The sequence below is a fragment of the Plesiomonas sp. genome (assembly GCF_051652165.1).
Lineage (GTDB): Bacteria > Pseudomonadota > Gammaproteobacteria > Enterobacterales > CAMTGL01 > Plesiomonas.
The window spans coordinates 1-20,178 of the sequence record NZ_JBOFTR010000012.1 but is presented as its reverse complement, the minus strand read 5'-3'; the positions used below and the strand labels follow the sequence as shown (position 1 = coordinate 20,178).

Genomic DNA, 20,178 nt, shown 5'->3' with positions numbered 1-20,178 from the left:
GCGCATTATTCCGCATTTCCCTTTAGCTGTCAAGGTTTGTTTTTCACATCCCTTAAAAGCGTTTTATTCTTTACTGTTAGCATTCAGTGATTTGCATCACGGTTGCCGTGTCAGTGGGGTCGCATTATAGGGGGTTTTGCGTTTGGTGCAAGGGATAATATAAAAAAATAACGCGTTCGCGTCATTTTTAATCATTTTCCATGAAAAAAGGCTGTTTTGCTATTTTAAGCGCGCTAATTCGCTGAATTGTTGAGCGAATTCTTTCACTTTATCCCAATTGGTGTATTCAATTTCTTTGCTTGTGTCGGTTTCTCCGCCAGTAATGCGCATAATGAGTTGGATCATGATGCGGTCAAACCATTTATAACGTGGGTAGTAGAGTGCACCGGCAAAAACGGCGGCCAGTTTCGGCTTCCACGGGGAGCGTTGTAGGAACTTCTTTATATAGGCATTAGTTTCCGGTGTGTTTTTACCCTCTTTACGGGCTGTGAGGTTAACCCCAAAAAACGCGCTAGGCCGAACGTTGAGTGTTTGTTGGTGTTGCCCGATAAATTGTTCGACAGCAGGATTAAAGTGCCCGTAACGGATGGAGGCCCCTATCAGGACTGCGCGGTAGTTATCCCACTGTGGTGTGAAGGGTTGCTGGATATCACGCAGCTCTACCGATGCAGGGCTGAGTGTAGCGGCGATGTTCGCCATGATGCGTTGGGTTTGTCCGTCAGTACTAGAGTACAGCAGTAACAAGGTATCGGCCATGATCAGCTCTTCCAGAAAGTAGGGGTGAATAGGACCAGTAGGGTAAAGACTTCCAGTCGACCAAATAACATGGCGACGATCAATATCCATTTGGCGCTGGTATTCAAATCAGCAAAGTGCGGTGCAACAAGCCCAAGCCCAGGACCAAGGTTGTTAAGACTGGCCACGACAGCGGAAAAGGCGGTGAGTTCATCAACGCCGGTCGCGATAACTGCTATCATACAAAGGATAAAAACCAGTGCATAAGCAGAAAAGAACCCCCATACACCTTCAATAATATGCTCTGGTAACGCTCGACGGCTCAGTTTAATGGTATAGACCGCATTTGGGTGTACCAGCCGTTTTAGTTCACGATTCCCTTGTAAGTAAAGAAGGAGGATACGGATTACTTTTAAACCACCGCCAGTTGATCCGGCACAACCGCCAATAAAGGAGGAAAACAGTAGCAATATAGGTAAAAAAGAGGGCCAATCGGCAAAGCTGGCGGTAGAAAAGCCGGCTGTAGTGCTGATAGAGACAACTTGAAAGAAGGCGTTATCCAGTGCTAACCCTGCGCTCTCATAGATATCTTGTTCGAGCAGAACCCAAAAACAGAGTAGTGTTAGACTCAGTTGTACAAATAAAAAGAAGCGGCACTCTGGATCTCGCCAATAGTTTCGCCACGGGGTACGACTGGTAAGAGCGGAGAAGTGCAGGGCAAAGTTACAACCGGCGATAATGAGAAAAACAGCAGTAATGACGTTAATAAGTGGGCTATTAAAGTACCCTATACTGGCATCATGGGTAGAGAATCCCCCAATGGCGATAGTGGAAAAGCTATGGCTAATGGCATCAAAAATGGTCATTCCAGCCCCCCAAAAAGCGAGGGCGCACGCAACAGTAAGCGAAACGTAAATAAGCCAGAGTGTTTTGGCTGTTTCTGCAATACGGGGGCGCATTTTATGATCTTTTTGTGGCCCTGGCATTTCGGCACGATACAGTTGCATTCCCCCCACGCCTAATAATGGCAAAATGGCCACGGCAAGGACAATAATCCCCATACCACCAAGCCATTGCAGCATTTGTCGGTAAAACAACAGGGCTTTGGGCAGGGTATCTAGCCCAACAATGACGGTTGCACCGGTGGTCGTCAGACCAGAAAAAGACTCAAAGAAGGCATCAGTCAGTGAGATAGGCAGTTCAGTAGCAAAAATAAAGGGTAGCGCGCCAACACTGCCAAGTACTGTCCAAAATAAGACAACGATGATGAAGCCATCACGTGATTTGAGATCATGTTTATGGTGGCGGTGCGGAAACCATAACAGTGCACCAAGACTTAGTGCAGCGATAAATGTTTTGCTAAACGCAGTACCTGCACCATCGCGATACAGCAGTGCCACCAATGCTGGAATGCACATAGTGACAGAGAACAACATAATGAGCATACCGACAATGCGAGTAATCGAGCGCAACTGCATGTAACAGCAATCCTTTGAGCGAAATGAAGTGCAATTATCTAGGCCATGCCTGAAATATAGCGCCACCACGAGAGCGATCGTTAAGTATAGCGGCAACAGTTGCGGCATTCTCACTTGGCAGAGCAAGTATTAAGGTGACATATTCTGCAAATGTGCTCTCTATTTTTTCGCCTTGATAATCAGATAATATATTTTCAATGGTACTCAGTAATGCATAGTCACACTCGACACGGTAATATTGACGCTCAACTTTCTCTTTTTTAATCAATATCTTGAGTGCCTGTTGAGTGCCATTCCCGTATGCTCTCACTAATCCACCAGTGCCTAGTTTTACTCCGCCGTAATACCGCACAACAACGGCGGTGATCTCACCTATACCACTGCCAAGCAAACAGTTCAAAATTGGTTTGCCTGCTGTACCTGCAGGCTCACCATCATCAGAGAAGCCTAATTGTTGTGAGTCATGTGGGTTGCCAGCAACAAAAGCCCAGCAATGATGCCGAGCTTGTGGATGCTCGGCTTTGACCTGACTCACGAAGTATTTGGCTGCATCCACCCCTGCAGTATGTGCTAATAGCGTTATAAAGCGGCTTTTTTTTATCTCCTCTTCAAACACGGCAGTTTGAGCAGGAATAGGATAATGCGCCATAAAAGTACTGCGCCATCAATAAAAAATAAAATAGGGTTAATTGAGTGTGAGATCACGGGTGAGGTTTTCAATACCCTGTTCGGTAATCACAATATTATCTTCAATCCGAATCCCCCCAAAAGGGCGCAATTGATCGATTTTCGCCCAATTGAAGTTGGCAGCCAGCGGGTGCTGTTTCCATGGCTCGAGCAGCGAGTCAATAAAATAGAGGCCCGGTTCAATGGTCAGTACCATGCGCGGTTCAAGCTGCCGAGTACAGCGCAGAGCCGGATACTCGGCTGGTGCAGCAAGGTGAGTGCCCTGTTCATCTTGCATAAACCCACCAACATCATGCACTTGCAGACCAAGAAGGTGGCCTAAACCATGTGGCAGGAAGGGGCGAGTGACACCTTCTGCCATCATAGCGTCTTCACTCATACGGATAATATCATGTTGACGCAACACACTTGCGATGCGCTGATGCATTTGAATGTGCAAATCTGTGTAGCACATACCAGGTTGGATGCTGGCAATTAATGCTTGCTGCTGCTGCTGCATATCGCTAATCAGTGCAGCAAAGTCATTTTGCTCGCGCGCATAGGTGCGAGTGATATCAGCAGCATAGCCGTTATATGATGCTCCTGCATCCAGTAAAAAGCTCTCTGAACGTGCTGGTATTTTTTGTGCCAAGGTTGTGTAATGCAGTACGGCACTGTTTTGGTTTAATGCCACGATGTTGTTGTATGGCACATAACTGTCACTCTGACCGGTAGCGGCCAAATACGCGAGATTAATATCAAACTCGCTCATATTGGCCATAAATGCATCGTGAGCTGCACGGTGTCCAGTAATGGCAATTTTTTGTGCTTCCCGCATACAGTGCAGCTCATAATCGGTTTTAAAGGCACGGTGATAGTGAAAGAAATTCAAAATCGCGGTTGGATTGATGTGCCCAATTCCCATATCAGCAGCTTTTTGCTCACTGGCACCAATATAGGCTAAATGGCTACGCTCTTGCGGCAAATATTGCAGGATATCTTCTGGCTGATGCAGTGCAATCAGCTCAACCTCTTCTGTCCAAAAAGCGGTTGGTAATGGCTCAACACTATGCCAGTAGTCTACTGGTGAGTAAAAGAACAGTTGCGGCTTATTATCACCGTCAACTAATAACCAGCTATGCGCAACATTTGTTACAGGTACCCAAGCATTAAAGTGGGGGTTAACCCGAAATGGATAGGTGTTGTCATCCAAAAAAGCGTAAATAGGTTCGCCAGAGTGGATAAGAAGCCCGCGCAACTGATGACGCTCTAATACGGTTCGAGTACGTAATTGCAATTCAGTAATGTGCGCGCGGTAAGCCTGTTCCATAGAGTGCCCCTTCGTTATTCATCAATGACTAGATACTGCATAGTATCACAGCCTCTCGGTTTATCGCCGCTCCTTGATATACAAGCGGTTCTCTACCGAAAAAGTGATATGAATCGTTTCACCTCTTTGTTAATAAAAAATTAAACAAATGTTTTAAATGCGTGTTGAAATATTGTTAAATTGCTCGCACACTGCATCATAGAGAGCGACGACTCGTCATCACTTCCGCAAATATCACACCGGCTCAGGAGCGTAGAACCATGCTTTATCATAGCCCAACCTTGTCCCTTCGCTGGCTAAACGAGGGTATTGCTGAATTACAATTTTCCGCACAATCTGGCGCAGTGAATAAATTTGATCGCCACACGCTCAATAATCTCAGTGAGGCGATGGCGATCTTGCATTCACTGCCGACTCTGCGTGGGCTATTGCTGACCTCAGCAAAAGAGGCATTTATTGTTGGGGCCGATATTACGGAGTTTTTGGGATTATTCACACTGAGTGCCGATGAGCTGCACGGGTGGCTTGATCGTGCCAATGCGATTTTCAATCAGTTGGAAGACCTGCCAGTACCGACCGTGTGTGCCATTAACGGGTTTGCGCTAGGCGGCGGGTTTGAGTGCGTGCTGGCGACCGATTTGCGAGTTGGCGACAGCAATGCGCGCGTGGGTCTGCCAGAAACAAAACTGGGGATCATGCCTGGCTTTGGCGGCTCAGTACGTTTACCACGCTTAATTGGTGCAGACAGTGCACTTGAGCTTATTACCGCAGGGAAAGAGTTGCGGGCCGAAGAAGCACTGAAAATCGGTATGCTTGATGCGGTCGTCGCACCGGAAAAACTGCATGCTGCGGCGCTGAGTATGCTGGAAGAGGCGATCAGTGGCCGACTCAACTGGCAGGCTAGACGCGCAGTAAAGTTACAACCGTTACCCCTTAATCGCACCGAAGCGGCGATGAGCTTTAGCACTGCCAAAGCGGTGGTTGCTCAAGTTGCCGGTAAACACTATCCGGCACCGATGGCAGCAGTATGCGCGGTGGAAGCGGCAGCCCGCTGTACCCGTGCCGAGGCGTTGCAAATTGAGACTCGCCACTTTATTCCGCTGGCGCACTCTGAAGTAGCTAAATCACTGGTCGGGCTGTTTTTGAGCGAACAACAGATCAAGGGGCAGGCCCGCAAAGCCGCCAAATCCGGTAAGCCGACTGAACATGCGGCAGTATTGGGCGCGGGTATTATGGGCGGTGGTATTGCTTATCAGTCGGCGCTCAAAGGCGTTCCGGTACTGATGAAGGATATCAGTGAAAAATCACTTGAGCTGGGTATGAACGAAGCGGCGAAGTTGCTGGATAAGCAGCTTGAGCGTGGAAAAATCAGTGGCCTAAGCATGGCCAAAACGCTGGCATCGATTACGCCGAGCCTGCGTTATGACGGTATTGACCGCAGCGATATTATTGTCGAGGCCGTGGTTGAAAATCCAAAAATCAAACAAGCCGTACTGTGCGAGGTGGAGTCTTTAATCCGTGAAGAGGCCATTTTAGCGTCAAATACCTCGACTATTCCGATCAATACCTTGGCCGCTGCCCTGCAACGCCCGCAAAACTTTTGTGGGATGCACTTTTTTAATCCGGTTCATCGTATGCCGCTGGTTGAAATTATTCGGGGCGCAAAAACCTCAGATGAGACCATCAACCGTGTGGTGGCGTATGCCGCCAAAATGGGCAAATCCCCGATTGTGGTCAATGACTGCCCTGGCTTTTTCGTGAACCGTGTATTGTTCCCCTATTTTGCTGGATTCAGCCTGCTGCTACGCGATGGCGCTGATTTCCAGCAAATCGATAAGGTGATGGAAAAACAGTTCGGGTGGCCGATGGGCCCTGCTTATCTGCTCGATGTGGTGGGTATGGATACCGCGCACCACGCCCAAGCAGTGATGGCCGCTGGCTTCCCGCAACGCATGAGTAAAGATTACCGTGATGCTGTTGATGTGATGTTTACCGAGCAGCGCTTCGGGCAAAAAAGCGGTAAAGGGTTCTATTTATACAGCCAAGATGCCAAGGGAAAACCGAAAAAAGTGGCCGATGCAGTAACCGCAACACTGCTGGCTCCGGTGTGTGCAAAAGCGCGTGATTTTACTGCTGACCAGATTATCGCCCGACTGATGATCCCGATGATTAACGAGGTGATCCGTTGCTTGGAAGAGGGGATTATCGCCAGCCCTGCCGAAGCAGACATGGCATTGGTTTACGGTTTAGGTTTCCCTCCGTTCCGTGGCGGGGCATGCCGTTACCTTGATAGCCTTGGCAGCCGCAATTATGTGGCGCTGGCCGACTCACTTGCTGAACTTGGTGCGCTGTATCAGGTGCCTGCAGGTCTGCGCGAGAAAGCGGCCACCAATGACACTTACTATCCACGCCACAGCCTGCCGCAGGCCTAACGGAGAAAAATTCATGAACAACGTTGTTATTGTTGACTGCCTGCGTACCCCGATGGGCCGTTCAAAAGGCGGAGCATTTCGTCATGTTCGTGCCGAAGATCTCTCGGCGCACTTAATGCGCAGCCTGCTGGCACGTAATCCGCAACTCAATCCAAACAGTATCGAGGATATCTACTGGGGCTGTGTGCAGCAAACGCTAGAGCAAGGGTTCAATATTGCCCGTAATGCTGCGCTACTGGCGGGTATTCCGCATACCGTTGGGGCCGTTACTGTTAACCGTTTGTGCGGATCATCGATGCAAGCAATTCACGATGCCGCGCGTGCCATTATGGTCGGTGATGGTGAGGTGTTTCTGATTGGCGGCGTTGAGCATATGGGCCATGTTCCGATGTCGCATGGGGTTGATTTTCATCCAGGGCTTTCAAAGTCGGTTGCTAAAGCAGCCGGTATGATGGGGTTAACTGCCGAGATGCTCGGGAAAATTCATGGTATCAGCCGAGAGATGCAAGATGAATTTGCCGCCCGATCACACCAATTGGCACATCAGGCAACATTAGAGGGGCGCTTTAAGGCAGAAATCGCGCCGCTGGCCGGCCACGATGCCGACGGGGTAATGAAACTGTTCGATTATGATGAGGTTATCCGACCCGAAACCACGGTCCAATCACTGGCAGCGCTGCGTCCAGCCTTTGATCCGGTTAATGGTACGGTGACAGCCGGTTCATCCTCGGCACTGTCAGACGGTGCTGCTGCAATGCTGATGATGAGTGAAAGTAAGGCTCGTGAGCTAGGCTTGCCTATCCGCGCCCGCGTGAAAGCGATGGCGGTGGCAGGTTGTGATCCCTCAATTATGGGATACGGCCCAGTACCGGCGACCCAGAAAGCCCTGCAACGCGCGGGGCTACACATCGGTGATATGGGGGTGATTGAGCTTAATGAGGCATTTGCTGCCCAAAGCTTGCCATGCGCCAAAGATTTGGGGCTACTACCGGTGATGGACGATAAGGTCAACCTCAACGGCGGAGCAATCGCGCTTGGCCATCCGCTAGGCTGCTCAGGGGCACGAATTTCAACTACGCTGATCAATTTAATGGAGGCCAAAGATGCACAATTTGGGCTGGCTACTATGTGTATTGGTTTAGGTCAGGGTATTGCGACGGTGTTTGAGCGGGTTTAATTTTCCCTCATACCTTGCGGATGGCTTCTATCCCACAAAAAAACCGCTGTTGATCTGCAAGAGCGGTTTTTTTATTGCCAAGAGTTTTATCAAATAACCGATGTAGCAGAGAAGTCAGTAGCTTAAAAAGCTTACTGAATATTCCAGCGGCGCACCTGCTCTAGCCCCACACCGATAATCGGCAGTGCTAGCGCGGCAAGTGACAACAGTTGAAACTGATTTTCCACCAGTTGCAGTAAGAGCGTGCAGACGGCAATAAACCCGAGTGCGCCATACAAAGCCAGCCGATCATGATAAGTAAACATCATCCACGCCCTCTTTTTACCGTTGATCACTTTACCCTAGCGGGTATTGCCGTTTATGCAATTGCACAGCTAACAGTTTGCGGATTTTTTTCGAACAACGGTTGGAGAGTGCGAAATTCATCATTAAACTAGTTTATCTAAACGGGCGGCACGCGAGCACGGTGTGACTTCCCCCGCACGACAATGACAGCCTACCGTGGCTGTGAATGATGGCTGTATAAAAGAGGCGGTATGACAACCCCAAGCTCTGATTTTGAGCACCCCGATAACACACTCAATGCCCTAGGTTTACGCTGCCCTGAACCGGTGATGATGGTGCGCAAAACCATCCGCACTATGCAAACTGGGCAAACGCTGCTGATTATTGCCGATGATCCGGCAACAACTCGCGATATTCCGAGCTTTTGCCGTTTTATGGATCACCAGCTACTACAGGCTGATACCGATGTACTGCCGTACCGGTATTTAATCCGCAAACAAGGCGAATAGACTTTTTTATCACAAAAGGCTGAACAGAGCATGAGTACTATTGAACGTATTGGCACCACCACCCGCTGGTCAGATCTTGTGATCCACAATGGCACTGTGTATGTGGTTGAAGTGCCCGTTACGCTTGATGCTGATATCCACCAGCAAAGCCTTGAAGTGCTAAACAGCCTTGAGCAACTTTTGCTACAAGCAGGATCAAGCAAAGCACACATTCTGATGGCCACTATTTATCTGCAAGATATTCAGGATATTGCTGCGTTTAATGCAGTCTGGGATACGTGGCTACCTCGTGATACCGCGCCTGTGCGCGCCTGTGTACAGGCACGTTTGGCACATGCCGAATATAAAGTTGAGATCCAACTAACGGCTGCAACTTGCTAAGTATCTGCCTGCACCATAAAAAATGCCGACAAAATATGCCGGCATTTTTTTTACGCGCTAAAACCCAATAACTTAGTTAATTGGGCTTAGAGTAATCTCTACACGGCGGTTCTGTGCACGGCCACTTTCGCTGCTGTTTGATGCAACGGGATTATCTGGGCCTGCACCATAAGTACGTAAACGCGCACCAGAAACACCTTGTGCAATCAGGCTTGATGCAACAGATTGTGCACGACGCTCAGACAACTGCATGTTGTATGCACGCTTACCGGTACTGTCGGTATAACCAACTACGTTAACCAGTGTTTTTTCATACTCTTTGAGGATCATTGCCACACCACTTAGGGTGTTGATGCCTGCAGGTTTTAAGCTGGTACTGTTGGTATCAAAGGTCACATTATTTGGCATATTTAGCACAATGTTATTACCATCACGCGTTACGCTCACTCCTGTGCCTTCTAATTGCTGACGCAACTTCGCTTCTTGCACATCCATGTAGTAACCAATACCACCACCCAGTGCAGCACCGGCTGCGGCACCAATCAGTGCACCTTTGCCGCGATCTTTTTTCGAAGAAGAGGCCACACCAATTAGCGCACCTGCAGCCGCACCTAATAAAGATCCGGTTGTACTTTTCGCTGTTTGTTGCTCATTGGTGTATGGGTTAATGGTGGTACAACCCGATAACGCAACAGATACACACAGCGCGCCGATTAAACTCGTTACACGTTTGTTCATATAAAAAATACCTAAAAAATCCATTAACAGCGCCAATCACTGCGCAGAATAAGAGCAACACCGACTCCTAAGAACCTTGCACCCTACTTCATCGTGCGTATTCCAGCAATTCACCCTGCATTTCGCAACCCATTTAATGCAAGAAACCCCATCAACCTAGCGTTTGACAGGGTTTAGACATATTCGATTACGTATTTACTGCAAGGCTGATTACAAAATCAACAATGAAGCCACACCTAATCCAGCAAATACCAACGCTGCTGCACGGTGTCCCCATGCTGACTTCATATACGGATTTAAACGCTCACCAAACCATAGCATCGGCGCATTTGCCGCTACCATACCGAGTGTTGAGCCGATCAAGACCAGTATAACACTGTCATAACGCGCACTTAGTAATGTGGTAGCAATTTGGGTTTTATCCCCAATTTCAGCGATAAAGAAAATAACCAATGAGGTCCAGAATGGGTGTCCACCTTTAACCTCACCATTATCTTTATCAGGAATTAAGATCCAACCGGCCATCAGTAAAAAACCAATGCCTACCACCCAACGCATAATCTCAGGGGTAATATAACCGGCAATCTCAACCCCAATCCAAGCAGCTAAAAAGTGGTTTAATAAGGTGGCGGTGATAATAGCAGCAAGAATAGCCCACGGTTTATGGAAACGTGCCACCAGTAATAACGTCAGCAGTTGGGTTCTATCGCCCATTTCCGCTAACGCTACGGAAGCAAAAGAAGTAGCAATTATTGACACGACATATACTCACAAGGGGCGAGGACCAACGTAAACATATGGCATAACGCTGCCCCCGCCCCTGCGGTTACAGTCGTTAGCCATAGGTCTCGTCAACCTCAATGGAGCGAGGCTGCTGCCGCCATGCCCTTCGGGCAAGTTTGTTGACGACAGCTCTGTATCAAAACGGCGCACTCAAACAAGTGCTAAGATACAAAAGACTACTCCCCCATGACAGAAGGAGTTTCATACGAGGAGATCCTCTCGTATGAAAGTAGGAGGATTTTACGCATTTCACTGACAAGAAACAAGGGTATCACAACACTTCACTCGCACTGACACGTAGATAGACTCACGCGGTTATCACTCAACTCATCCACAATACAGTTTGCACTGTGTAAGATAAATGCCACGGATACACTCACACCAGTGTGTGATGCCAATCACAGCATTGCTGGTGATCATTGACTAACCCCGCTGCTTGCATAAACGCATAACAAAGGGTTGGGCCAACAAACGTAAATCCACGCTTTCTCAACGCCCGACTCATCGCATTTGACTCGGCACTCTCGGTAGGCATATCAGCACAAGAGTCTGACTGTAAATACCGTACAACGCCGCCGACAAATGACCAAATAAATGCAGAAAAATCCTCGCCACGTTGCTGCATTGCCAGATATGCCTGCGCATTTTTTACCAACGCCTGTAATTTCAGGCGATGACGAATCAGCCCACGGTCGGTCAACAATAGTGCGATATGCTCTTCTGACATGGCCGCCATCTGTTGCGGATCAAACTGATAAAAACAGGCCCGATAGTGCGCACGCTTTTTCAGTACCGTGATCCACGACAATCCTGCTTGTTGCCCCTCAAGGCAGAGCAGCTCAAACAGCGCCCGACTGTCATAACAAGGCACACCCCACTCCGTATCATGGTAATCCTGATATTCCAGATCAGCACTGACCCACTGACAACGTTGCATGGTAGCTCCTTAAGTTTGATGTGCCGCCTATCGCGCTTTTACCTGTAGCCGGTTTGTTTCCATATCAGTGCTTTCTATATCGGGTACGCAAACGCTATACTAAACGCCTCTATCCTAACAAGACCGAATTTGCAATCCATTATGCAGAAGTTCGATACTAAAACCTTTCAAGGCCTGATCCTGACACTGCAGGACTACTGGGCACAGCAAGGCTGCACTATCGTGCAACCTTTAGATATGGAAGTGGGCGCCGGTACATCGCACCCGATGACCTGCCTACGCGCACTCGGTCCTGAGCCGATTGCCGCCGCTTACGTGCAGCCTTCACGCCGCCCGACCGATGGTCGTTACGGTGAGAACCCTAACCGCCTGCAACACTACTACCAGTTTCAGGTCATCATCAAGCCCTCTCCTGAGAATATCCAAGAGCTGTATTTAGGCTCACTCAAGGCGCTGGGTCTTGATCCTCTGGTGCATGATATCCGCTTTGTGGAAGACAACTGGGAAAACCCGACTCTCGGTGCATGGGGTTTGGGCTGGGAAATCTGGCTCAACGGTATGGAAGTCACTCAGTTTACTTACTTCCAGCAAGTCGGCGGTATGGAGTGCAAACCCGTTACCGGTGAAATTACCTACGGCCTTGAGCGTCTGGCCATGTACATTCAGGGCGTAGATAGCGTCTACGATCTGGTCTGGAGCGATGGCCCTCTGGGTAAAACCACCTACGGTGACGTTTTCCACCAGAATGAAGTTGAGCAATCTACCTACAACTTCGAACACGCCGATGTTGATTTCCTGTTCACCTGCTTTGAACAGTATGAGAAAGAAGCACTGCATCTGCTGAATCTGGAAAAACCGCTGCCTCTGCCTGCCTATGAGCGCATCCTCAAAGCAGCGCACACCTTCAACTTGCTTGATGCCCGCAAAGCTATTTCAGTGACAGAGCGTCAGCGTTATATTCTACGCATTCGTACACTGACCAAAGCCGTGGCAGAAGCCTATTACGCATCCCGCGAAGCCCTCGGTTTCCCGATGTGTCACCGTGAAGGGGCGAAATAATCATGAGCCAAGCAACATTTTTAGTTGAAATCGGTACCGAAGAGTTACCACCGAAATCTTTGCGCGCACTGGCACAAGCCTTTGCTGACAACTTCACCGCCGAGCTGGATAAAGCCAACTTAGGCCACGGTGCGGTCAGTTGGTTTGCCGCCCCGCGCCGTTTAGCCCTGAAGGTGGCTAATCTACAAAAAGCGCAGCCTGATCAATCCATTGAAAAGCGTGGCCCAGCCATTGCTCAAGCCTTTGATACCAATGGGCAACCAACCAAAGCCGCCCAAGGCTGGGCACAAGGTTGTGGGATCACCGTTGAACAAGCCGAGCGTATGGTCACCGAAAAAGGTGAATGGTTGCTGCACCGTGCTGTTGTAGCGGGTCGCCCTGCGAATGAATTACTCGGTGATATGGTTGCCAGCGCACTGGCAAAACTGCCGATGCCAAAACCGATGCGCTGGGCAGATAAGAGCATCTCTTTTATCCGCCCAGTTCACACTGTTACCCTACTTTTGGGTGATGAGCTGGTGGCCGGTGAGATTTTAGGCGTAACCTCTGGCCGCACCGTACGCGGTCACCGCTTCATGGGCGAAGCACAGTTCACGCTGGAAAATGCTGACCAGTACCCACAAGTGCTCGAAACCCGCGGAAAAGTGATTGCGGATTACCAAACTCGTAAAGCCATTATTTTGGCTGATGCACAAAAAGCGGCCGAGCAACTCGGTGGTATCGCAGATCTTTCAGACAGCTTAGTGGAAGAGGTCACCTCACTGGTCGAGTGGCCAGTAGTACTGACCGCCACATTTGAAGAAAAATTCCTTGCTGTTCCGGCTGAAGCACTGGTTTACACCATGAAAGGTGACCAGAAATACTTCCCGGTCTACAGCAAAGAGGGCAAATTACTGCCACACTTCATCTTTGTGACCAACATTGAATCGAAAGACCCACAACAGATCATCAGCGGTAACGAGAAAGTGGTGCGTCCGCGTCTGTCTGATGCCGAGTTCTTCTTCAAGACTGACCTCAAACATACACTGGCCGATCGCCTGCCGCGCCTGCAAACCGTACTGTTCCAGCAACAACTCGGTACACTGCGTGATAAAACTGATCGTATTGAGCAAATGGCTGGCTTTATCGCCGAGCAAATCGGGGCCAACACCGAACATGCCCGCCGTGCCGGTTTATTGTCAAAGTGCGATCTGATGACCAACATGGTGTTTGAATTTACCGACACCCAAGGCGTGATGGGTATGCACTACGCCCGTCACGACGGTGAAGCTGAAGATGTTGCCGTTGCCTTAAACGAGCAGTATATGCCGCGCTTTGCCGGTGATGCTCTGCCATCGTCTCTGGTTGCCTGCGCTGTCGCGCTGGCCGACAAAATGGATACGCTGGCCGGTATTTTCGGTATTGGGCAACATCCGAAAGGCGATAAAGACCCGTTTGCCCTGCGCCGTGCAGCCTTAGGTGCACTGCGGATCATCGTTGAAAAGCAGTTGCCACTTGATCTGCAAACGCTGACCGAAGAAGCAGTCCGCCTGTACGGAGACAAAATCAGCAACGCCAATACCGTCAACGATGTTGTCGACTTTATGCTTGGCCGTTTCCGTGCTTGGTACCAAGATGAAGGTTTTGGCGTCGATGTGATTCAGGCTGTATTGGCTCGCCGCCCGACCCGTCCGGCAGATTTTGATGCGCGGGTAAAAGCGGTATCCCACTTCCGTAGCCTTGATGCAGCCATTGCGCTGGCGGCCGCGAATAAGCGGGTATCCAACATTCTGGCCAAAGTTGATGGCGAGCTTCCAGCCGCTATCAACAGCGCACTGCTGACCGAACCGGCTGAAAAAGCACTGGCTGAGCAGGTAATTGCGCTGTCAGCTACACTGCAACCGCTGTTTGCTGAAGGCCGTTATCAGGAAGCCCTGACCGAGCTGGCCGCACTGCGTGAGCCGGTTGATACATTCTTTGATACCGTGATGGTAATGGCCGATGATACCGCACTGCGTAATAATCGCCTGACCCTACTCAGCACACTACGTAACCTGTTCCTGCAAATTGCGGATATCTCTGTATTGCAATAAGTAATCACCATGTCTGTGCATAAAAAATATGCATAGAAAGGCTCTAACTCAGTCAGAATAAAAGCCCCGTCATAGAGCCTCTTGATGGGGCTTTTTTATTCAATCGATATATTACAGATAAAAAAATCCCCAGCTTATCGCTGGGGATTTCTTATTTTACATGCTTATTTGAGTATGAATTATTTTTTCACACACATTACATGGTATACGCCGTCTTCTTTCTCAGCACCTTCAGTTTCGTGTTCGAAACCTGGGAAAGTTGCATCCCATGCTTGTAACGCTTTCAGGTAACCAATTTGTGGGCTGTTATTGTCGCCGAAGTTCTCGCCAGACATCAGCATTGGGATACCTGGTGGATAAGGGATCACAGAGTTCGCGGCAGTACGGCCAGCTAAGTTATTAACCGATACTAGCTCAACATTATCAGCAACCAATTGGCCATATGCTTTACGTGGCAGCATATCCATTTGTGGCAGTGTTGAGTAAGCTTGGTTCAACTTCACGCTTGGGTTGTGCGTTTTCAGGAAGTCGATCATCTTGTCGCCCAGATCGCGCATACCCAGACCTGCATATACTGCTGGTGCAGATGCAACCAGATTTGGCAACACTTCTTCCAGTGGTGTATTCGCATCGTAATGCTTTTTGAACGCCATCAGGCTGTTCATCAAGGTTACCCACTTACCTTTAGTTACGCCCATAGAGAACAGGAACATAACTTGGAAGTCAGTAGTACGAGTTGGAACGATACCTACGCTAGACAGGTAAGCTGTTACCAGTGCTGCTGGAACACCGTTCTCTTGCAGAGAACCGTCTTTGTTCAGACCTGGAGTAAGCAAGCTTACTTTAACTGGATCTAACATTACCCAGTTTTCATCTAAGTCAGCAAAACCATGCCACTCATCACCTGGGTTCAGTTTCCAGCAAGATTGCTCAGTGCTCAACAACTCAACCGGTGCTTGTGCGAAGTCATAAGACTTGCCGCTTGCTGGGTCAACAACAGTTTCTGCGTTCCAAGGCTTGAAGAACCAATCGTTATTCTTCTCAGCATCGTGGAAAGAGCGCGCTACTGCTTGACGGAACTCAACCGCTTCAGTCACAACTTCAGAAGTCAGGTTGATACCTTGCTGACCATCCATCATCGCTGCTGCAACGTCGTTAGACGCAGCAATAGAGTACAGTGGTGATGTTGTTGCGTGCATCATATACGCTTGGCTAAACTGCTCTGGCTTGATGTTGCCACGGCCTTCACGCATGTGAATATAAGATGCCTGAGACAATGCGTTCAGCAGTTTGTGCGTAGAGTGGGTAGCAAAGATAGTTGGTTGATCTTTACCGTGCGCTTCTTTATCACCACGCATTGCGTGGAAACTCTTGTAGATAGGGTTAAAGCGAGAGTAACCAAACCATGCTTCATCATAGTGAATACGGTCGGTGCTCTGACCCAACAGCTCTTGAATGGTATCACCGTTATAGATCAAACCATCATAAGTACAGTTAGTAACTACGCTGTAAGAAGGACGCTGATGTGGCGCTGCGCTTGCGAATTTGCTTTCAGCAATTTTCGCTTTAATCGCTTCAGGCAACATCTGCTTCTTAGGGATTGGGCCAATGATGCCGTACGCGTTACGAGTAGGTGTCATGTAAACCGGTGCAACACCAGTCAGCATCAGACCTTGTTCGATAGATTTGTGGCTGTTACGGTCACAGATCGCGATATCATCTTCAGAGCAGCATGCTTGGAAGATAGTACGGTTAGCACCAGAAGTACCTACAACCAGAGAGTAAGAACGGTCAGCACCAAATACACGTGCGATATACTTCTCACTTTCACCGAAAGCACCGGTGTGGTCCAGCATTGAACCTAAAGAAGCACGTTCAATACCCATATCTGTACGGAAAATGTTTTCACCGTAGAAATCAAAGAATTTACGGCCAACAGGAGTCTTACAGAAACCGATACCACCTTGGTGACCTGGCGCAGACCAAGAGTACTCTTTCTCTTTCGCGTACTCCATCATTGCTGCCATCAGAGGAGGCATGATAGCTTTTTCGTAACGTGCTACTGCAGCTTGCAGACGGCCTACGATGAAATCAGTGGTGTCATCCAGGATCATGAAGGTTTCAGATACCAGATTCATCACTTCAGCAGTTACTGCTTTGTTGTCACTACGTGAGCTTACCAGTAGGAATACAGGTGCTTTTTCATGACGAATACGCAGTTGCTTCAGGAAGCTAATGATAGCTTCAGCTTCAGAAGGAACCCACTCTGCCATCACACAATCTACTGCTGCATTTGAGGTTGCATAGTTAGTTGCATTTTCATAAGAGTGTGCAAATTGGATTACTTCACCCTTGCTGGTCAGAGAAGAAACAATACGCTCAATCGCTTCTTCTAAAGGAAGATTGGTAACAGCGCTGTTTCCTACGATCAGGTATTTTTTATCACACATAGATAAACCTATCATTAAAATGTACGCCACACAGCTTATCGTGTTGTCAGAAGCAAGCACTAAGCTACAACTTCAGGTACGGTTATAAACTGCAAATTAAAGTTTTATAATGTATTCAGATTGAATCAGTATAAAAACAGAGCCAACCTGAATACATTTCAAAACCGATAACACGCAAGGTAAAAACAATACTGATTAAAATACGTTAATACATAACAAGTAGTTTAAACCAAGCAATTTACTGCATATCAATTTATTGTATATCAATAAATAGAATGTTTTTAATAATTCACATTCAAGCTAGTGTTACCTAACTGGTTTAGATATTAAGTCTAAAATATATTTATTGCTATTAACTAGTATTTCAAAACATTACAAACGCAAAATAATGGAATACAAAAACAAAAGCAGAACATAACTATTCAAAAAAAACCAAGAGCAAGTGACAACCCACACAAATTAATGAATAATAAAATACATACGCATTAAATAACGCCATTGCTATAGCCTAATTATTAGAATTAATGCAATCTAATGAGTATGTATTTCGTTGATATACATCAAGCATTATAAGGTTAATATTAAACTGAAATAAATAGAAACAAATAGAATTATTGAATTACTTTTATTTAAATTCAAATACATCTAGAAACCAATTGATACAGCTCATCTGAATTACTCACAAATCAAGACACACAAAACACACTTAGCAATCAATATATACATGCAGCGAAAACCCTACATAAATAATATTTATTAAATTCAATAACTTAAACGCAATGCAACAGTTCAATATAGACATACAAGGTTACGTATTGCTGCTTTTTTTTATTGAACTCAAATTGACCTTTCCCCCTATCTGCAATAATGTTTACCGCGCAAAAGTAAGATGTAGCGCACCTATTAGTCATTGTATTATTTATTCCACTTCGTTTATGAATAGCAGACATTGGGTAAACCAAACACCTTTATGGCGGTTATTCCATAAGCACACTGGAAATAAAAGCGCATCTGTATACTCATTATTAGTCAATAACAAATCTTAATAATAAGAGTTGTTATTGATAACTTGTTGCCTATTACTGGCAAATAGTCAACTAATACCGTGTTAAACAGAGAAGTGAAGTGAAAGCAGACACGCTTTTATTTCCAGTTAGCATATAACAATGTCTAATCAATCAATTTTTCAAAATTAAAAGAATAATCCCTTTTCGGAGATACAATTCATGGCTACAGAATCGAAAAAAATGGGGCTCGTCGGTCTAACCGTACTTGTTGCCGTTAATATGATGGGTTCCGGTATCATCATGCTACCAGCCAGTTTAGCACAAACAGGTGCTATCTCACTGCTTGCATGGCTTGTAACTGCAGTCGGTGCAATGTGTATTGCTTATACCTTTGCAAAGTGTGGTGCATTTTGTAAGCGTGATGGCGGTATGTCAGCGTATTCAGAAGAAGCTCACGGTAAATCATCATTCTTCATTGCCTCTTATACCTATTATGTTTGCTTAGTTATCAGTGCTGTAGCAATCGCGGTATCTTGTGTTGGCTACCTCAAACCATTCTTCCCATGGTTAGGTTTAGCGCCTATTAACACTTTTGTCGGTGTTGTTGCTATTTTGATCATCACCACAGTAGCTAACTTTGCTGGTCCAAAAATTACCGGTCAAATCTCTGGCTTTACTGTTTGGGGTATTATTCTTCCGGTTGCTGGCCTGTCAATCATTGGCTGGTTCTGGTTTGATCCAAAAATCTTTGCTGAAGCATGGAACCCACACAATATGGGTACTAGCAGTGCAATCTCTTCTGGTATCGCTCTGACTCTGTGGGCTTTCCTGGGTATTGAATCTGCTGGTGCTAACTCTGGTGCAGTAGAAAACCCAGAGCGTAACGTACCACTTGCTTGCCTGTTTGGTACTGCATTTGCGGCTATCGTTTATATTGCATCAACAGCAGTTATCCAAGGTATCGTACCAAACCAAGTTCTGGCAGCATCAGATGCACCGTTTGGTTTAGTATTCTCAATGATGTTCAGCCCAATGGCAGGTAAAATTGTTACTGCACTGGCTGTTATTGCGTGTGTGGGTTCTCTGCTCGGTTGGCAGTTCACCAATGCTCAAGTATCTAAAGCAGCATCAGACTCTAAACTGTTCCCACAGATTTTCAGCAAAATTAACTCAGCAGGCGCACCTGTTGCAGGTATGCTGATTATGCTGGCTTTAGAACTGCTGTTAGCATGTATGACTATCTCTCCAGATCTTATCAGCCAGTTCAATGCGCTGCTAAACCTGGCTGTATTTATCAACATGGTTCCATATATCCTGTCTATGACTGGTTTGGAAGTTCTGTTGCGTAAAAACAAAGTTACCCAAAGCCAGTACAAAATCGGCGCAACTGTCGGTACTATCGCAGTAGTTTACAGTATCTACGGTGTGTATGCGTGTGGTGCTAACGCAGTATTTGGTGGTTCAATCATTACTCTGTTTGGTTACATCTTCTACGGTTTCATCGCAGCACGTGATGTTTCAGTAAACCCAAGCAACTAATCCATATTCGATCTCTTGCTTAAGTGGTGTGACAATACCAAGATGTCACACCACAGCAAACTTAACATTGATAGCACGTGCCAAGCCTTTAAAAGGCACTGCTTTTTGAATACAATGTAAAGTGTGAAATTTAAAAAAAGCCTTATCTTTATTAGATAGGGCTTTTTTATTGTGTAAAATTACCGTCATAGAGCGTAATGCTTGTTTTTTGTCTGTGAGTAATAAGAAACTTCACCACACAAAGTAAAAACACAACGCTAAATACAGACTTAAGCACACCCAATGTGCATATAACCTGCCTATATAGTATTAACGAAAATAAGAGCATATAACATCCGCTTATTACCGACTCCTGACTCTTTTATCGTCACACAATGATAATTAACCCCATTTAGACAATCCAAGAAAAAGAGCTCAAAAACAGCTAATCCCACGATTTTCGAAAAAAGGAATAGCAATAGCAATAGCAGTAGCAGTAGCAGTAGCAGTAGCAGTAGCAGTAGCAGTAGCAGTAGCAGTAGCAGTAGCAGTAGCAGTAGCAGTAGCAGTAGCAGTAGCAGTAGCAGTAGCAGTAGCAGTAGCAGTAGCAGTAGCAGTAGC

17 protein-coding genes and 1 riboswitch are annotated in these 20,178 nt (G+C 47.0%); of the genes, 7 read left to right on the top strand and 10 right to left on the bottom strand.

The window, feature by feature from the left end; translation table 11 throughout:
* Positions 1-219: 219 nt before the first annotated feature.
* From hemG to pepQ, 4 genes are read right to left on the bottom strand one after another with little or no spacing between them, the layout of a single operon-like run.
* Positions 220-756: a menaquinone-dependent protoporphyrinogen IX dehydrogenase gene (gene hemG, locus ACRC53_RS07965; protein ID WP_438642945.1), complete on the bottom strand. Its 537-nt coding sequence runs from the start codon at positions 754-756 to the stop codon at positions 220-222.
* A gap of 2 nt (positions 757-758) precedes the next feature.
* Positions 759-2,213, bottom strand: a complete 1,455-nt coding sequence (gene trkH / locus ACRC53_RS07960; protein WP_438642944.1) for a Trk system potassium transporter TrkH — start codon at positions 2,211-2,213, stop codon at positions 759-761.
* Positions 2,214-2,247: 34 nt separating this feature from the next.
* On the bottom strand, positions 2,248-2,862 hold the full coding sequence (locus ACRC53_RS07955) for an IMPACT family protein (protein ID WP_438642943.1): 615 nt from the start codon (positions 2,860-2,862) through the stop codon (positions 2,248-2,250).
* A 36-nt stretch (positions 2,863-2,898) separates the two neighbouring features.
* Positions 2,899-4,209, bottom strand: a complete 1,311-nt coding sequence (pepQ, locus tag ACRC53_RS07950; protein WP_438642942.1) for a Xaa-Pro dipeptidase — start codon at positions 4,207-4,209, stop codon at positions 2,899-2,901.
* 260 nt (positions 4,210-4,469) lie between these two features.
* On the opposite strand from pepQ, the gene fadB reads away from it, so the two are divergent.
* Positions 4,470-6,641 (top strand): fatty acid oxidation complex subunit alpha FadB, encoded by a 2,172-nt coding sequence (gene fadB, locus ACRC53_RS07945; RefSeq protein WP_438642941.1) that lies wholly within the window; start codon positions 4,470-4,472, stop codon positions 6,639-6,641.
* A gap of 13 nt (positions 6,642-6,654) precedes the next feature.
* Positions 6,655-7,818 (top strand): acetyl-CoA C-acyltransferase FadA, encoded by a 1,164-nt coding sequence (fadA, locus tag ACRC53_RS07940; RefSeq protein WP_438642940.1) that lies wholly within the window; start codon positions 6,655-6,657, stop codon positions 7,816-7,818.
* Positions 7,819-7,949: 131 nt separating this feature from the next.
* Here fadA and ACRC53_RS07935 read toward each other — a convergent pair whose 3' ends face one another.
* A complete protein-coding gene (locus ACRC53_RS07935) occupies positions 7,950-8,126 on the bottom strand; it encodes a hypothetical protein (protein WP_438621816.1) in 177 nt (58 codons plus the stop codon).
* 228 nt (positions 8,127-8,354) lie between these two features.
* Here ACRC53_RS07935 and tusA point away from each other — a divergent pair, with 228 nt between their 5' ends.
* Positions 8,355-8,612 carry a sulfurtransferase TusA gene (gene tusA / locus ACRC53_RS07930; RefSeq protein WP_438621815.1) on the top strand — a complete coding sequence of 86 codons (258 nt, stop codon included), beginning with the start codon at positions 8,355-8,357 and terminating at the stop codon, positions 8,610-8,612.
* A gap of 30 nt (positions 8,613-8,642) precedes the next feature.
* Positions 8,643-8,993 (top strand): RidA family protein, encoded by a 351-nt coding sequence (locus ACRC53_RS07925; protein WP_438642939.1) that lies wholly within the window; start codon positions 8,643-8,645, stop codon positions 8,991-8,993.
* A 72-nt stretch (positions 8,994-9,065) separates the two neighbouring features.
* On the opposite strand, the gene ACRC53_RS07920 is transcribed toward ACRC53_RS07925, so the two are convergent.
* From ACRC53_RS07920 to ACRC53_RS07910, 3 genes are all read right to left on the bottom strand, one after another.
* The gene (locus ACRC53_RS07920) at positions 9,066-9,731 is read right to left on the bottom strand and encodes an OmpA family lipoprotein (protein WP_438642938.1); all 666 of its coding nucleotides are present in this window, start codon (positions 9,729-9,731) and stop codon (positions 9,066-9,068) included.
* A 210-nt stretch (positions 9,732-9,941) separates the two neighbouring features.
* Positions 9,942-10,490: a TMEM165/GDT1 family protein gene (locus ACRC53_RS07915; protein ID WP_438642937.1), complete on the bottom strand. Its 549-nt coding sequence runs from the start codon at positions 10,488-10,490 to the stop codon at positions 9,942-9,944.
* A gap of 18 nt (positions 10,491-10,508) precedes the next feature.
* Positions 10,509-10,711: riboswitch (yybP-ykoY riboswitch) on the bottom strand.
* A 179-nt stretch (positions 10,712-10,890) separates the two neighbouring features.
* The gene (locus ACRC53_RS07910) at positions 10,891-11,451 is read right to left on the bottom strand and encodes a DNA-3-methyladenine glycosylase I (protein ID WP_438642936.1); all 561 of its coding nucleotides are present in this window, start codon (positions 11,449-11,451) and stop codon (positions 10,891-10,893) included.
* Between the two features lie 141 nt (positions 11,452-11,592).
* Between ACRC53_RS07910 and glyQ the strand changes: the two genes are divergently transcribed.
* Positions 11,593-12,510 carry a glycine--tRNA ligase subunit alpha gene (glyQ, locus tag ACRC53_RS07905; protein WP_438621810.1) on the top strand — a complete coding sequence of 306 codons (918 nt, stop codon included), beginning with the start codon at positions 11,593-11,595 and terminating at the stop codon, positions 12,508-12,510.
* Positions 12,511-12,512: 2 nt separating this feature from the next.
* Positions 12,513-14,582, top strand: a complete 2,070-nt coding sequence (gene glyS, locus ACRC53_RS07900) for a glycine--tRNA ligase subunit beta (protein WP_438642935.1) — start codon at positions 12,513-12,515, stop codon at positions 14,580-14,582.
* Between the two features lie 179 nt (positions 14,583-14,761).
* Here the strand turns inward: glyS and adiA are convergent, their stop codons facing one another.
* Positions 14,762-17,032 carry an arginine decarboxylase gene (gene adiA, locus ACRC53_RS07895; protein WP_438642934.1) on the bottom strand — a complete coding sequence of 757 codons (2,271 nt, stop codon included), beginning with the start codon at positions 17,030-17,032 and terminating at the stop codon, positions 14,762-14,764.
* Positions 17,033-18,258: 1,226 nt separating this feature from the next.
* Between adiA and potE the strand changes: the two genes are divergently transcribed.
* Positions 18,259-19,578 carry a putrescine-ornithine antiporter gene (gene potE, locus ACRC53_RS07890; protein ID WP_438642933.1) on the top strand — a complete coding sequence of 440 codons (1,320 nt, stop codon included), beginning with the start codon at positions 18,259-18,261 and terminating at the stop codon, positions 19,576-19,578.
* Between the two features lie 299 nt (positions 19,579-19,877).
* On the opposite strand, the gene ACRC53_RS07885 is transcribed toward potE, so the two are convergent.
* The coding region (locus ACRC53_RS07885) for a hypothetical protein (RefSeq protein ID WP_438642932.1) at positions 19,878-20,178 on the bottom strand (301 nt) is incomplete at its 5' end.